General features: G+C 72.3%; 5 protein-coding genes and 2 pseudogenes. 4 read left to right on the forward strand and 3 right to left on the reverse strand.

The annotated features are described in order from the left end of the window. Nucleotides 1-25 precede the first annotated feature (25 nt). Nucleotides 26-9,382, reverse strand: coding sequence for an Ig-like domain repeat protein (locus tag ACF1B9_RS33710; RefSeq protein WP_391745321.1), 9,357 nt, complete (start codon nt 9,380-9,382; stop codon nt 26-28). Between the two features lie 1,049 nt (nt 9,383-10,431). Here ACF1B9_RS33710 and ACF1B9_RS33715 point away from each other — a divergent pair. From ACF1B9_RS33715 to ACF1B9_RS33730, 4 genes and pseudogenes are all read left to right on the forward strand, one after another. After that, a pseudogene (locus ACF1B9_RS33715) lies at nt 10,432-10,647 on the forward strand (transporter); the annotation flags it as partial. 370 nt (nt 10,648-11,017) lie between these two features. Next, the gene (locus tag ACF1B9_RS33720; RefSeq protein ID WP_391745323.1) at nt 11,018-11,302 is read left to right on the forward strand and encodes a type II toxin-antitoxin system Phd/YefM family antitoxin; all 285 of its coding nucleotides are present in this window, start codon (nt 11,018-11,020) and stop codon (nt 11,300-11,302) included. Between the two features lie 450 nt (nt 11,303-11,752). Further along, a pseudogene (locus ACF1B9_RS33725) lies at nt 11,753-12,173 on the forward strand (urease accessory protein UreD); the annotation flags it as partial. 140 nt (nt 12,174-12,313) lie between these two features. After that, a complete protein-coding gene (locus ACF1B9_RS33730) occupies nt 12,314-13,909 on the forward strand; it encodes an alpha/beta hydrolase (RefSeq protein ID WP_391745325.1) in 1,596 nt (531 codons plus the stop codon). 75 nt (nt 13,910-13,984) lie between these two features. Here the strand turns inward: ACF1B9_RS33730 and ACF1B9_RS33735 are convergent, their stop codons facing one another. Continuing rightward, nucleotides 13,985-15,034, reverse strand: a complete 1,050-nt coding sequence (locus ACF1B9_RS33735) for an NAD-dependent epimerase/dehydratase family protein (protein WP_391745326.1) — start codon at nt 15,032-15,034, stop codon at nt 13,985-13,987. A 43-nt stretch (nt 15,035-15,077) separates the two neighbouring features. After that, nucleotides 15,078-15,818 (reverse strand): lysophospholipid acyltransferase family protein, encoded by a 741-nt coding sequence (locus ACF1B9_RS33740; RefSeq protein ID WP_391745328.1) that lies wholly within the window; start codon nt 15,816-15,818, stop codon nt 15,078-15,080. Nucleotides 15,819-16,128: the final 310 nt, after the last annotated feature.

Raw genomic sequence — 16,128 nt, forward strand, 5'->3', positions numbered from 1 at the left:
ACCGCCGGACCAGCACACCCAGATCTCAATCGCGGGGGAGGCCGTTAGGCGGCTGGTCGACGATCTGGGTGGTCGTTCCCGTGGAGGGTGCGAAGGTACCGGTACCGGAGTAGGTCGCGGTGACCAGGTAGGTGCCAGCGTTGACGGGGGTGAAGGTCGTGGTGGCGATGCCGCCTGTCAGCTGCAGGACGTGGGTCTGGCGGTCGGCGAGGACGAGCGTGACGTATCCGGTGGGGGTGCCGGTGGCCGGGGGGACGGAGGCCACCGTGGCGGTGGCGGTGATTTTGGTTCCCGGCCGTGAGGGATTGGGGGACGTGGTCACCGCGGTGGTGGTCGCCGCGCCGCTGACGGTCTGGGTGTCGGTGCCGGTGGAGGGCGCGTAGCCCGTGTCACCGCCGTAGGCGGCCGTGATCGAGAACGGGCTGCCGGTCGTGCCGGTGTACGTGGTCGTGGCCGTGGCCACCCCGTTCGACAGCACGGCGGTGACGGGTGCGGTGCCGTTCCCGAAGCTGAACGTCACGGTGCCGGTCGGCGTGCCGGACGCCGGGGCCGCGGCGGTCACCGCGGCGGTGATGGTCACCTGCTGGCCGATCACCGAGGGGTCCGGCGTGGTGGCGACGGTGGTGGTGGTCGTGGCCCGGTTGACCGTTTGCGTGTCGGTGCCGCTGGAGATCGTGTAGCTGGTGTCGCCGCCGTATGCCGCGGTGATGGTGAAGGGGCTGCCGGAGCGCGTCGCATACGTATGGGTGAGTGTGGCGACCCCGTTGACGAGCGGCGCCGAAGCACTGGCGGTTCCGTCGCCCCATGTGAAGGTGACCGTGCCCGTGGGGGTTCCCGTGGCGGGTGTCGCCGGGGCCACGGTCGCGGTGAAGGTGACGGGTTGGCCCACCACGGACGGGTCGGGGGACGAGGTGAGCGCCGTCTTCGTCGTTGCCCGGTTGAGGGTTTGGGTGTCGGTGCCGGTGGAGGGTGCGTAGTCGGGGGAGCCGTTGTAGGCGGCGGTGACGGTGAAGGGGCTGCCGGAGCGCGTCGCATACGTATGGGTGAGCGTGGCGACCCCGTTGACGAGGGGTGCCGAGGCGGTTGCGGTGCCGTCGCCGAAGGTGAAGGTGAGGGTGCCGGTGGGGGTTCCGGCGCCCGGGGCGACGGGGGCGACGGTCGCGGTGAGGGTGACGGGCTGGCCGATCACCGAGGGGTCCGGCGTGGTGGCGACGGTGGTGGTGGTCGTGGCCTGGTTGACCGTTTGGGTGTCGGTGCCGGTGGAGGGTGCGTAGTCGGGGGAGCCGTTGTAGGCGGCGGTGACGGTGAAGGGGCTGCCGGAGCGCGTCGCATACGTATGGGTGAGCGTGGCGACCCCGTTGATCAGGGGTGCCGAGGCGGTTGCGGTGCCGTCGCCGAAGGTGAAGGTGAGGGTGCCGGTGGGGGTTCCGGCGCCCGGGGCGACGGGGGCGACGGTCGCGGTGAAGGTGACCGCTTGGCCCACCACCGACGGGTCCGGGGACGAGGTGAGAGCCGTGGTGGTCGTGGTCTGGTTGACGGTCTGCGTGTCGGTGCCGCTGGAGGAACGGAAGTTGCTGTCGTTGCCGTAGGCGGCGGTGACGGTGTACGGCCCGGCCGCGCTGTAGGTGTGCTGCGTGGTGGCGACCCCGTTGACGAGGGGTGCCGAGGCGGTCGCGGTGCCGTCGCCGAAGGTGAAGGTGAGGGTGCCGGTGGGGGTTCCGGCGCCCGGAGCGACGGGGGCGACGGTCGCGGTGAAGGTGACCGGTTGGCCCACCACCGACGGGTCCGGGGAGGAGACGAGAGCCGTGGTCGTCGTGGCCCGGCTGACGGTCTGGGTGTCCGTATCGGCCGCGGCGGCGAAGTCGGTGTCCCCGCTGTAGGCGGCGGCCACCGTGTACGGCCCCGTAGCGTCGTATGCGTGCTGGGCGGTTGCGATGCCGCCGGTCAGTGTGGCGGTCATGGGTGCGGTGCCGTCGCCGAAGGTGAAGGTGAGGGTGCCGGTGGGGGTGCCGGCGCCCGGAGCGACGGAGGCGACGGTCGCCGTGAGGGTGACCGGTTGGCCCACCACCGACGGATCGGGTGACGAGGCCAGGGCCACCGTCGCGAGCGCCGCGGTCACCGTCTGGGTCGTCGCGGCGCCGGCCGGGGTGAAGTCGCCGTCACCGTTGTAGGAGGCGGCCACCGGGTACGGGCTGCCCGCTGTGTGCGCGTACGTATGGGTGAGCCGGGCCACGCCGTTCGTGAGCGGCGCGGACGCGGACGGCGTGCCGTCGCCGAAGCCGAACGTCACCGTGCCGGTCGGCACTCCCGCGCCGGCACCGGCGGGCGTCACCGTGGCGTTGATCGTCACGGGTTGGCCGGCCACGGACGGGTCCGGCGAGGTGGTCACGGTCGCGGTGGCCGGCGCTTTGTCCACGGTCTGGACCGTGGTGCCCGTGGAGTAACTGAACGTGGCGTCGCCGCTGTAGGCGGCGGTGACGGAGAACGTCCTGTCGGCCGGGCCGGTGTACGTGTGCTGGGCGGTGGCGACCGCGCCGTTCACGGCGGCGGTCACGGGCGGCGTGCCGTCGCCGAAGTCGAACGTCACGCCGCCCGTGGGCACCCCCGCTCCCGAGGCCGTCGCGGCCACAGTGGCGGTGAAGCTCACCGTCTGGCCCGTCACCGAAGGGTTCGGCGCGGAGGTCACCGTGGTCGTGGTGGAGACCGCGTCGGCGGTGATGGTCTGCGCGTCGGTGCCGGACGAGGCCGTGAAGTCGGCGTCGCCGCTGTAGGCGGCGGTCACGTCGTACGGAGTGACGGAGACGTCGGCGAAGGTGTGGGTGGAGGTGGCGACGCCACCGGACAGCGGCGCGCTCACGGTCGGCGTCGCGTCGCCGAAATCGAAGGTGACGCTGCCTGTCGGCGTGCCGGCGCCCGGCGCGACAGGGCCGACCCGGGCGATGACGGTCACCTGCTCCCCCGGCGTGGAGGGATCGGGGGAGGTCGTCACGGTGGTGGTCGTGGCGGCCTGTCCCGTGGTGTGGGTGGCGGTTCCGGTGGAGGGTGCGAAATCGGCGTCCCCGTCGAAGGTGGCGGTGATCGAGTACGAGCTGCCCGTGGTCCCGGCGTACGGGTGGGTCGCGGTGGCGGTTCCACCGCTCAGGGTGGCGGTCACCGCGGGGGTGCCGTCGCCGAAGTCGAACGTCACCGTGCCGGTCGGGGTGCCGACGCCCGGCGCGATCGCGGCCACCGTCGCGGTGAGGGTCACCGACTGGCCCGCGACGGAGGGGTCCGGCGACGTGGTCACGCTCGTGGCCGTTCCGGCCCGGCCCACGGTCTGGGCGAGCACGCCGGTGGACGGCCGGAAACCGGTGTCCCCGTTGTAGGTGGCGGTGACGGCGTACGGGGTGCCGGCCGCGTCGGTGTAGGTGTGCGTGCCGAGGGCCACGCCGCCGGACACGGGCACCGTCACCGCGGGCGTGCCGTCGCCGAAGTCGAAGGTCACCGTGCCCGTGGGGGTGCCGTCGCCGGGCGCGATCACAGCCGCCGCAGCGGTGAAGGCCACCGCCTCTCCGGCCACGGAAGGCTCGTCCGAGGATGTGATGGTCACCTCGGTCCGGGCCCGCAGCAAGGTGTGCGTCGCCGTGGCCGCCGAAGCGGCGAAGTCGTCGTCCCCGTCGTAGGCGGCGGTGAGCGTGTAAAGGCTGCCACCGGTCCCGGCGGAGTACGTGTGCTCGACCGTGGCGGTGCCGCCGGCCGGCGACACCGCCACGGGCACGCTGCCGTCGCCGAAGTCGAACGTCACGCTGCCCGTGGGCACGCCCGCGCCCGGCGCCGCAGCCGACACCACGGCGGTGAACGTCACCGGCTGCCCGGGCACCGAGGGGTCCGGCAGCTCGCTCAGCGCGGTGACCGTGACGGCCTGTCCCGTGGTGTGGGTGCCGGTTCCTGTGGAGGGTGCGAAATCGGTGTCCCCGCCGTAGGCCGCGGTGACGGTGTACGGACTGCCCCCCGTCCCCAGGTAGACATGAGTGGCCACGGCCGTGCCGTCGGCCATGGGCACGGTCAGCGCGGGGGCACCGTCGCCGAAGTCGAAGGTGACGGTGCCGGACGGGGTCCCGGCGCCCGGCGCGGCGGGGGAGACCGTCGCGGTGACGGTCACCGGCTGGCCGGCGACGGACAGGTCCGGCGATGTGGTCACGGCCGTGACCGTGTCGGCCCGGGCCACGGTCTGGGTGAGGGCGCCGTTCGAGGGCCTGAAACCGGTGTCCCCGCCGTAGGCGGCGGTGACGCCGTACGGGGTGCCCGACACGTCGGCGTCGGTGTACGTGTGGGTGGCCTCGGCGGTCCCGCCGACAAGGGGCGCCGTGACCGGGCCGGTGCCGTCGCCGAAGTCGAAGGTCACCGTGCCCGTGGGGGCGCCGTCGCCCGGCGCCAGGGGTACCGCCGTGGCGGTGAAGGTCACCGGCTGCCCGGTCACGGAAGGATCGGCGGACGACGCGACGGCCAGCGCGGTCATGGCCCGGCGCACCGTCTGCGTGGCGGTGCCCGCCGAGGCGGTGAAGTCGCCGTCGCCGCCGTAGGCCGCGCCGACGGTCCAGTTGCCGACCGGCTGGCCGTCGTAGGTGTGCTCGGCGGTGGCGGTGCCCCCGTTGAGCGGCCCCGGTACCGGCGGGCTGCCGTCGCCGAAGTCGAAGGTGACGGTGCCCGTCGGGAGGCCGGGGCCGGGCCCGGCGGGGGCCACCGTCGCGGTGACGGTCACCGGCTGCCCGACCGCGGACGGATCTGCCGAGGCGGACACCGCCGTGGTGGTCCCCACTTGCCCGACGGTCTGGGTGGCCGTCCCGAGCGAGCCGGTGTACTGGGTGCTCCCGCCGTATGCGGAGGTGATGACGTAGGGGCTCCCGGTCGTGGCGGCGTAGGGGTGGGCGACCGTCGCGGCGCCGCCCACGAGGGGAGCGGTCAGCGGCGCGGTGCCGTCGCCGAAGTCGAACGTCACGGTGCCGTCGGGCACCCAGGCCCCCGGCGCGACCGGCGTGACGGTCGCGGTGACGATGACCGGCTCGCCGACGACGGACGGGTCCGGCGACACGGCAGCGCTCGTCGTCGTCCCGGCCCGGCCGACGGTGTGGCTGATCGCGCCGCTGGATGCGGCGATGTCGCTGTCGCCGCTGTAGGCGGCGCTGACGGTGTACGGGCTGCCCGTCGTGTCGGTGTACGTGTGTGTGCCGACGGCCACGCCGCCGGACACGGGCACCGTCACCGCGGGCGTGCCGTCGCCGAAGTCGAACGTCACCGTGCCCGTCGGCGTGCCCGACGCGGGCGGCAGGACTCCCACCGTGGCGGTGAACGTGAACTCCTGCCCGACGACGGACGGTTGAGGCGACGCGACGATCGCGGTGGACGACGCCGCCGCGGTCACGGTCTGCGTACCGGTGGCCGTGGAACCGGTGACACCCGCGTCGCCGCTGTACGCGGCGGTGACCGCGTACGGGCTGCCGGCGCTGTGGGCGTAGGCGTGCACGGTGGCGGCGGCGCCGCCGGTGACGGGCACGGTCACCACGGGTGTGCCGTCGCCGAAGTCGAACGTCACCGTGCCGGTGGGCGTGTCCCCGCCGCCGGTGACGGTCGCGGTGAAGGTGACGGGTTGGCCGGTCAGAGCGGCGGCCGGGGCGGTGACCAGCGCCGTCGTCGAGGCGGCAGGCGAGACGCCGTGGGTCTCGATGCCGGTCGAACCGGCGAAGTCGGCGTCGCCGCCGTACACCGCGGTCACGGTGTACGGGCTCCCGGCCGCGGTGGCGTACGTGTGGGTGACGCCGGCCGTGCCGCTGCTCAGCGTGGCGGCCACGGGCGTGCTTCCGTCGCCGAAGTCGAAGGTCACCGTCCCGGTGGGGGTGCCGGAGGCCGGCGGGACGGCGGCCACCGAGGCGGTGAAGGTGACCTCCTGGCCGCTGGTGGACGCCTCCGGCGCGGCGGTGACCGTGGTCGCGGTGGCGGACACGGAGGCGGCCACCGCGTGGGTGCCGGTTGTGGTGGAGGGTGCGAAGTCGGTGTTGCCGCTGTAGGCGGCGGTGACGGTGTACGGGCTGCCCTCGGTGCCGGTGTAGGCGTGGGTGACGCTCGCCGTACCGCCGGTCAGGGCGGCGGTGGCCGGCGCGGTGCCGTCGCCGAAGTCGAAGGTCACCGTCCCTCCGGGAGCACCGCTGCCCGGCGGGACGGTGGCCACACGCGCGATCAGCGTCACGGTCTGGCCCGTCGCCGAGGGTTCCGCGCTCGCGGCGACCGAGGTCGTGGTGCCCGCGGCGGTGACGGTCTGGACGGCGGTGCCCTGCGACGGGGCGAAGTCGGTGTCGCCGCTGTAGTCCGCGGTGACGGTGTACGGGCTCCCGGCCGTGCCGATGTACGCGTGGACGACCGTCGCCGTGCCCGCCACCAGCAGGACGGTGGCGGCGGGGGAGCCGTCGCCGAAGTCGACGGTCACCGTGCCGGTCGGGACGGTGCTCCCGGTGCCGGCCGGCACGACCGTGACGGTCACCGGCTCGCCGGTCACCGACGGGTCCGGGGAGACGGTGACGGTGGTCGTGGTTCCGGCCGGGGTGACCGTGTGCGTGGCCGCGCCGGTGGAGGCGGTGAAGTCGGTGTCCCCGCCGTACGTCACACTCACGCTGTACGGGACGGCCGCCGCGACGGTGTACGTGTGCACGGTCGTCGCGGTGCCGCCGACGAGACCGGCGCTGACCGGCGTGGTGCCGTCGCCGAAGTCGAACGTCACGGTGCCGGTGGGGGTGCCGGTCGCGGGCGGGAGCGCGGTCACGGTCGCGGTGAAGGTGACCTGCTCATCGGTCACCGACGGTTCCGGAGCGGCGCTCACCTCCGTGGTCGTCATCCCCTGAGCGACCGCGTAGGTGCCCGAGCCCGTGGAGGCCGTGAAGTCAAAGTCGCCGCTGTAGGCCGCGGTCACCGTGGTCGGGCTGTCCGCGACGCCGGGACTCGTACGGGTCACGGTCGGGGTGCCGCCGACCACGGGTGCCGTGAGCGGGCCGGTCCCGTCGCTGAAGCCGAACGTCACTGTGCCGGAGGGCGAACCGGACGCCGGCGCCCGCGGGGTGACCCGCGCGACGAACGTCGTTGTCTGGCCGACACTTGCCGGGTCGGGTGCGGCGGCGACCGTGGTGGTGGTCGCGGCGGGCTGGACGGCCTGACCGCCGTTGTCCTGGGAGGTCGTGTAGTCGGGGGAGCCGTTGTAGGTGGCGGTGACGGGGTACGGAGTGGCGGCCGCCTGGGTGAAGGCGTGCGTGGTGGTGGCGACACCGTCGGTGAGTGTCGCGGTGACGGGTGGGGTGCCGTCGCCGAAGTCGAAGGTGACGGTGCCCGGTGGGGTTCCGGTGCCGGGCGGGGTCGTGGTCACGCTTGCGGTGAAGGTGACCTGCTCGCCGACGACCGCCGGGTCGGGCGCGGCGGTCAGGGCGGTCGTGGAGGCGGCGGGCTGGACGGTCTGACTGCCGGTGTCCTGAGAGGTGGTGTGGTCGGGGGAGCCGCCGTAGCTCGCGGTGACGGTGAACGGGCTGTCGGCGGTGCTGCTGTACGTGTGCGTCGTGGTGGCGACGCCGCCGGAGAGCGTGGCGGTGACGGGTGGGGTGCCGTCGCCGAAGTCGAAGGTGACGGTGCCCGGTGGGGTTCCGGTGCCGGGCGGGGTCGTGGTCATGCTTGCGGTGAAGGTGACCTGCTCGCCGACGACCGCCGGGTCGGGCGCGGCGGTCAGCGCGGTGGTGGTCGCGGCGGCCTGGACGGTCTGACTGCCCGTGCCCACGGAGGGCGCGATGTCGGCGTCGCCGCCGTAGGTCGCGCTGACCGTGAAGGGGCTGCCGACGGTGCCGCCGAAGGCGTGCGTGGTGGTGGCGACACCGGCGGTGAGCGGCGCGGTCACCGCAGCGGTGCCGTCGCCGAAGTCGAAGGTCACCGCGCCCGTCGGTGTGCCGCCCCCCGGCGCCACCGCGGCCACCGAGGCGGTCACGGTCACCGGCTCGCCCGTGGCGGAGGGCGTGGGCGTAAGGCTCACCAGCGTGGAGCTGTCGGCCGGCGCCACACTCTGGGCGGCCGTCCCCGTGGCGGGGGCGAAGCCGGTGTCGCCCCCGTAGGCGGCGGTGACGGTGTACGGGCTGCCGGCGGTACCGGCGAAGGCGTGCGTCGCGGAGGCGACCGCCCCGGACACCGCAATGGTCACCGGGGCGGTGCTGTCACCGAAGTCGAACGTCACGGTGCCGGTGACCGTGCCGGCGCCCGGCGCGACCGGGACGACCCTCGCCACGAAGGTGACGGGCTCGCCGGCCGCGGACGGGTCGGGCGTCGGTGCGACGGTGACCGTCGTCGCCGCTGGCTGCACCGTATGGGTGACCGTGTCGGACGACGGATAGCACAGGTCGTCGCCGCTGTAGGCGGCGGTGACGGTGTACGGGCTGCCCGACGGGTCGGCGTAGGCGTGCGTGACCGTGGCCGTGCCCTCCACCAGCGGCGCCGTCACCGACGGTGTCCCGTCGCCGAAGTCGACGGTGACGGTCCCGCTCGGCGTGCCCGCGGTGAGCGGGGTCGCCGTCACGGTCGCGGTGAACACGACCGGCTGACCGGAGACGGACGGATCGGGCTCGGAGGTCAGCGCCGTGACCGAGGCCGCCAGGTAGGAGAAGGCGTCCGGCAGCGCGGCGGTGCCGCCGGGAGTGGTGACCGCGACCGTGGCGGGCCCGGCCACACCCGGTGGCGTCACGGCGAGGATCAGCGCGTCGGAGTTCGAACGGAACGAGGGGGCGGCGATCCCTCCGACGGTGACGCCGGTGGCCGTGCTCAGCCCGGTGCCCCGAATGACGATCGTCGTCGCGCCGGCGACCGGCCCGTCGGCGGGAGTGACCGAGGTGACCTGCGGAGCGGCCGCGTACGTGTACGCCAGCCGGTTGCTGACGCCGCCGGTCGCGATCGCGTACACGGCCACGGTGCCGGGCACCGCCGCGGGGGGAGCGGTGACGAGCAACTGCTGGTCGGACAGGGCGGTGGGGAACTCTGCCGCGCTGCCGAAGTGGACGCTGCTCACCGTGCTGAGGCCCGTCCCGGTCAGGGTCACGGTCCCGCCCCCGGCGAGCGGGCCGGTGGTGGGAACGAGGCCGCACAGCATCGGCCAACGCAGGTAGGAGAAGGCGCCCACCGGGGCGGTGCCGCCGGGTGTGGTGACGGCGACCTGCACGGTGTCGTTGCCCGCGGGCGTCACCGCGACGATGGTCCGGTCGTCCAGGACGGTGAACGCCAGGGCCGCCCGGGCGCCGAAGAACACCGCGGTCGCGCCCAGGAAGTTGCGGCCGACGACGACCACTTGGGTGCCGCCGCTGTACGGTCCCTGGCTCGGGTACACGCTCATGACGCCCTCCCCGCCGCACTCGTGTCCCCCGGTAACCTGCGCGTACAGAGTCGGCCGACCCGGCCTGCGGCCATGTCGGCGCGCATGCGACGGGTGACGGTCCGCCGCACCGCCCTCGTGCCGGCGCGCGGGCAGGGCACCGGTGGCGCGGCCCGTCGGCGATCGTCGGGATGGCGAAGACAGTGCGGAGGGCGGGACCCACCGAAGGGGCCGGAGCCAGGGACATGAGCAGTGGACATGACGCTCCATCAGGCCGGACACGGACGCTTGGCGATTCGCGCGGGCCCCGGCCGGGAAGGGCGCGGCGTGGCGCGGGTGCGGAGGGCGTGGGCACGGCAGGCCTGCTGGTGCCCCCTACGAGCCGGTCCGCACGGGCCCGCCCCGGGGGCGCCACACGGCGACGCGGAACAGCCCGAGGGCGTGCCGAAGCGCGGCAACGGACCGCTGCGAGGTGCGCGCCGGCACCGGAGGAGCAGCTGCCCCCAACCAGGCGGCATGGGCATTGCCGTCGTGGGAACGCGGTCGCCCCGGCTCACCGAGCCGACAGGGGACCGCAATCAGTGCCGCCGCCCCGCAGGGCACGCAGAACTGGTAGGCCCAGTCCTCTGCTTTTTTCTGGCATGAGGTGGGCGTCCTCTGCCGGTGTGTCCTCACCAGTACGCCAAAGCCGTCAGATGCAGACAAGATGCCTGCGACGGGTTCACCCGAATGGCCCACTCTCGCCACGCCCGAGGCGCCGCCGGCCCTCTGCTCCCAGGGCCCACGGGGAGAGTCCTGTTGGTCTGTTCTGATCAAGGGATGCTGTGAAGGGCCAGGACAGCCTCGGGTTGAGCGTGTGTGCGTCGGGCGCTGGCGAGGTTGGCCCAGCCGGCCCGGTGGAGACCGCCACCGGCGACACCGTCACCGCGACGCACACCGACTTCGCCGCCCTTCAGACCGCCGGGGGTCTTCCGGGACAGGCGCCGGGAAGCGCGAAGGGCCGGCCAGCCTCTCCGGGCCGGTTCAGAGAACGTGATTTCAACCAGGGCTTGTTCTATCTCGCGTGGCTGATGGACCACCGGGCGGAGTTCGAGCACCTGGTCCGCGACCGGCTCGGGGGAACGGCTGCGGCCCAGGTGCTGTGGACCGGACCGCGGCTGATCTGTATCGCCGGCGACTTCACGCGCTACGACGTGCACGCTGTGCGCGAGCACCGGCGCAGCATCGACCTGGTTCGCTACCGACTCTTGGGCAACGACCTACTTGGCCTTGCGACCCTGGCTTCGCGGCAGCTTCGGGAGAACAGGGCACACGCGGCGACGGCGGCGGGCCCGGGACGCGCGGCTTGTGGGACCGGACCGAGGCTGTGCGCGCGGTATGTCGGTCTCGGAGTGAGCCGCCCGCCGACGCTTCGGGCCGGCCGGGAGACCTCACGGCCAGGACGTCTGGCTGTACCAGCCCGATCGCGTCATGTGAGGCGTCGATCCCCGCTGAGACCCGCCAGGATTCAGGGCGACCAGAAAACTTTTCGTCTCGCGTCGTCTCACACATCTCTCACAACGAGAGCGCACGGGAGCACGCGAGAGCCTCTGACCTGGATAATCGCTGTCACCACGGACCACGGCGGACCAGGTGGACATTACATAAGCTAGGAGCATGGCCTACGAGATTCCGGTGACGCAAGCCCGAGCTGAGCTCGCCGAACTGATCAACCGCGTCGTCTACGGCGGTGAGCGAGTGGTCGTGACGCGGCACGGCAAGCCGCTCGTGGCGCTCGTATCGGCCGCTGACCTGGAGCGACTGGAGAACGATGAGGCGGCCGCGGAGGAGCAGGTGATCAGCTCCGTCTCCTCGATCGGCTCCTCGGTGTCCGCTCCCGGCGAGCGGCGGCGCTTCGGTATCGCGGCGGAGCACCGGGGGTCTGAGGAGCCGGGCCGCTGAGCGTCGGCCGAGGTCCGTGGTGCGTGGAGGCCGTGGAGGGTGGCCGGACGTGGCCACGATCCCCACGTGCCGGGGAGGAGCGATGGCCGCGCGATGGCAGGAGGCTCGCGCCGAAGGCGCTGCCTCGCCGACTGCGGCGTCGGATGCGGTGCATCGCAAGGCGCAGGGACGTCCGCGTACTGGATGTATGCGGACGTGCCGACAGCGCGGCGAGGTGCCGAGGCTGTCGTCGTGCGCCCGCCAGGGGCTACGAGGCAGCCCTCAGTTAACGCGCCGGAAAAACTGTCTCCCAGCCGTACGTCCTGCCCAGCTCGACCCGGCCGCACACCGTCATCAGCGTCGAGGAACACCTCGACATGCTGATGTTCTGTCACCACCTCAACCCGGCCGTGCCCGAGGATCTCGCCTTCGCCGAGTTGCGGATCCGGCTGTCCACCATCGCGGCCGAGTGGCAGCTCCCTGGGGATGACTACACGGGTCGAACTCGCCCCCACCGCACGGTTGGTGCTGCGCGACGAGCAGGTCCTCGGCCGCCACGGCGAGAGCAGCGACACCCTCACCAGCCCCGTCTCACCGTGTACCGCGCCGGCCGTCCGCTGATCGACCAGCAGACGGCGTACGGTCCAGGAGCGCCCGGCGGCTGGGACGGTCCGGCCGCCCTGCGCGGGCACCGTGCTGTCGGTCAACTTCTGCTCGTCGACCAGTCGTTCGACGACAAATGCCCCGAAGTGCGCCTGCTGGAGCGACTGCCGTCCTCACCCCGCTCGCCGGACCGGCCGTGCTGGTGACGGCCCTCGCTCCCGACGCTCGTCTGTGGCGCGGCGCCCTGGACAGCGCGATGAACGACGTATTCGGTGCCTCAGCGGGGTGAACACCGCTCAGCGGGACACGGGTGTCCGGTTATCGATTCGGTAAAGAAGTGTGCGTACGGCCTGTTCTCAGGAACCTCACAGACGACAGGATCCGCGGGAGGTCACGTAATGAAACGCGCCGCCACCGGCGGCGCTTCAGATGTGGGGGAGGTTCCACTTGAGACGCACAGCAGTGCTCGGCTCGGCCGGCGCTCTGATCGCGGGCACGCTCATAGCGGGCGCGGTGACCGCACCGGCGGCCACGGCCGAAGGCCGTCATCACAACGGTTCCGAGGCGCGTGGCGTACAGGTCGCCGCGGCACGGGCGGCCAGGTCCGGCATCGACTGGAAGGACTGTCCGGCCGACTGGGCCCTGGCCAAGCCGATCCAGTGCGGCTGGGTGACCGTGCCACTCGACTACGCCAGGCCCGACGGCAAGCAGATCAAGCTCGCCGTCGACCGGCACGTCAGCACCGGTACGAAGGACGAGCGACAGGGCGCCCTGCTGTACAACCCGGGCGGCCCCGGCGGTTCGGGGATGCGGTTCCCCACCCGGATCACCAACAAGAACCCGCTCTGGGCGAACACGGCGAAGGCGTACGACTTCGTCGGCTTCGACCCTCGCGGCGTCGGCCACTCCGCGCCGATCTCCTGCGTCGATCCCCAGGAGTTCGTCAAGGCACCCAAGGCCGACCCCGTACCCGACTCCGAGGCCGACAAGCGCGCCCAGCGCAAGCTCGCCGCCGAATACGCGGACGGTTGCGCCCAGCGCAGCGGCGACATGCTGCCGCACATGACCACACCGAACACCGCCCGCGACCTGGATGTCATCCGCGCCGCTCTCGGTGAGGAGAAGCTCAACTACCTGGGCGTCTCCTACGGCACCTACCTGGGAGCGGTCTACGGCACGCTCTTCCCGACCCACGTCCGCCGCATGGTGGTCGACAGTGTCGTCAACCCGGCCAAGGACAACATCTGGTACCAGGCCAACCTGAACCAGGACATCGCCTTCCAGGGGCGCTGGGACGACTGGAAGGCATGGGTCGCCAAGAACGACTCCGTCTTCCACATCGGCAACACCCCCGCGAAGGTCGAGCAGGCGTGGCTGGAGCTGCGCGCCGCCGCGAAGAAGAACCCGATCGGCGGCGTCGTCGGCCCCGCCGAGCTCATCGGTTTCTTCCAGAGCGCGCCGTACTACGACTCCTCCTGGGCGCCCGTCGCCCGGATCTGGAGCGACTACCTGGGCGGCGACACCCAGGCTCTGGTCGACGCGGCGGGCCCGGACATGTCCGACACCGCCGGGAACATCTCCTCGGAGAACGGCAACGCCGTGTACACGGCGGTCGAGTGCACGGACGCCAAGTGGCCCACCAGCTGGCAGAAGTGGGACCGCGACAACAGCCGGCTGCACAAGGAATACCCGTTCATGACCTGGGCCAACGCCTGGATGAACCTGCCCTGTGCGACCTGGTCGGCGAAGCAGCAGACCCCGCTGAACGTGAAGACCGGCAAGGGCCTGCCGCCGGTGCTGATCGTGCAGTCCACGCATGACGCCGCCACCCCGTACGAAGGCGCCGTCGAACTGCACAAGCGCTTCAAGGGCTCGCGCCTCATCACGGAGCGGGACGCCGGTTCGCACGGCGTCACCGGTCTGGTCAACCCCTGCATCAACGAGCGGGTGGACACCTACCTGCTCACGGGCAGGACCGACCGCGACGACGTGACGTGCGCCCCGCACGCCACGCCGAAGCCGTAGCGGTCACAGCCGACGGACGCGGGCGGCCGGTGGTCTCGAACCTCCGGCCGCCCGTTCCCGTGTGCGGGGTCCGTCTCATGCCTTCCGGTCGTACGTCGCCAGCCAGGCGTCCTCCGCCGCGTAGTCGAAGAGCTTCTCCCCGTACGCCCGCAGCATGACGGGATAGGCCTCCCTCCAGTCCCTTCCCTCCAGCTGTGCGCAGATCCACTCGACCGTCGCCGGAAGCGACTCCGCATAACCCGTCACCGGCCGGTACCCGAGTTCCTGCTCCGCGGCCGTCATGTCGTACACGATGGGATGGGCGGCGCTCCACGGCGTCGAGCCGACGCCGTCCTCACCGGGCGCGCCCGCCATCAGCACGGTCTCGGTCCTCCGGCCGAACACCGCGTCGACGGCCTCGCCGATCTCCGTGACCGTCGGTGCCTGCGGGTCCCCGGCGTTGAGCACCCGCGAACCGGGCCGGCCGGCCGCGAGCCGGATCAGCTCGGCCAGATTGGAGACATGGACCGGGTGGAACCTGGACGTCCCGCCGTACGAGAGCACCCGCCGCCCGCGGCCGTCCAGAAGCCGCTTCACGAAGTACAGCTCGCGCGGCGACCGGCAGTGCACCCCGTGAATCGCGCCGGCCCGCAACAGCGTCACCGGCAGCGCATCCCCCGCCGCCAGCAGATCCTGCTCCAGTTGTATCTTCCGGGTTCCGTAGGTGGCGTCGCCGGCCGCCACGGTGCGCTGGGTCTCCGGGATCGGCACGGGGTATCGCGGAGACCCGTCGGGTTCGTCCTGGGTGTCGAAGCCGCGGCCCCGATCGTCCTCGTACACCGCACCGCTGGAGATGACCACCGCCGAACCGATCCGGTCCGCGAGACCGGTCAACTGACGGGCGTGGCCCCCGCCGTAGGCCACCATGTCGACCAGTACGTCACAGCCCTCACCCAGTGCCGTCGCGAGCGCCCCGTCGGCGTCCCGGTCGAGAGCCGTCGCGCGCACCGCGTCGTCCCACCCCGCGTCCCGCCCGCCGCCCCGCGAAGCGGCCGTCACCTCCCAGCCGTCCTCGACGAGCGCCTGCACGGCGGCCCGCCCGATCTGTCCCGTCGCTCCCAGAACCCATGCGTTTCCCTTGCTCATGAGAAGCACGCTAGGCCGAGGCCGGAGCCCGGACCAGCGGAGTTCACCGAGCGCGGATTCGCCCTCGGCGTCGCAGCTTCGGGAACTTCTTCGGCTTCGCGTCCTGCCCGTCCTGTGCGGCCTTCACCTTGGCTGCGTACTCGTCGACGTACTCCTGTCCGGAGAGGCCGAGGATCGCGTACATGATCTCGTCGGTGACGGCCCGGATCGCTGCCTTCTGGTTCTCCAGACCGACGTAGCGCGAGAAGTCCAACGGTTCGCCGAAGCGGATGGTGACCCGTCTGATCCGCGGGACGACCTGTCCCGGCGGCTGGATCTCGAACGTACCGACCATCGCGCACGGCACCACCGGCACCTGCGCGGTGATCGCCATCACGGCCACGCCGACCTTGCCCTTGTAGAGCCGTCCGTCGTGCGAGCGGGTGCCCTCCGGATAGATCCCCAGCAACTCGCCCCTGGCCAGAACCCCGAGCCCTTCACGGATCGCCGCCTTCCCCGCGTCCTTGCCGGACCGGTCCACCGGAATCTGCCCGATGCTGCGGAAGAAGGCAGCTGTCAGCCGCCCCTTCACGCCCGGTCCGGTGAAGTACTCGGCCTTGGCGAGGAACGTGATGCGCCGTTTGAGGATCGCGGGCATCAGGAAATGGTCGGAGAACGACAGATGGTTCCCGGCGACGATGGCCGCGCCGTCCTTCGGAATGTGTTCCAGGCCCTCGATCCTGGGCCGGAAGAACAGCCGTAGCAGCGGCCCGAGGATGACGTATTTGAGCACGTAATAGAACACGGGGCGGCTCCTGGGGCCTCTCGTTCGGATCACGCCGGGCCCGGCTTCCTCGCGGCGAGCGGCCGCTACTGCGCGGTTCTCCGGGACAGACTCAGGAACGGGGAGAGGGCCGGGTGCTGACGCTTCATCATGGCGGAACGCCGTGCCGCTGAACAGGACGAACGCAAGCGGCCTGTCCCGGTGCGGGCCGCGGGCCGCGGAGGGGCGGCTCGGGTACCGTTCCTAATCAGTGAGCAGGAGTGAGTCTTGGACCCACTGCCCGGCACTGCGCGTATCCCGAACGGTTTTGGATGCGCTGGTCTCCCGCGTT

The sequence above is a fragment of the Streptomyces sp. NPDC014727 genome, assembly GCF_043083485.1.
GTDB lineage: Bacteria > Actinomycetota > Actinomycetes > Streptomycetales > Streptomycetaceae > Streptomyces.

Excerpts from the sequence above, each read along its gene's own strand:
- ACF1B9_RS33710 (WP_391745321.1), bottom strand. The coding sequence starts at position 9,382 with ATGAGCGTGTACCCGAGCCAGGGACCGTACAGCGGCGGCACCCAAGTG.
- ACF1B9_RS33720 (WP_391745323.1), top strand. The coding sequence starts at position 11,018 with ATGGCCTACGAGATTCCGGTGACGCAAGCCCGAGCTGAGCTCGCCGAA.
- ACF1B9_RS33730 (WP_391745325.1), top strand. The coding sequence starts at position 12,314 with ATGTGGGGGAGGTTCCACTTGAGACGCACAGCAGTGCTCGGCTCGGCC.
- ACF1B9_RS33735 (WP_391745326.1), bottom strand. The coding sequence starts at position 15,034 with ATGAGCAAGGGAAACGCATGGGTTCTGGGAGCGACGGGACAGATCGGG.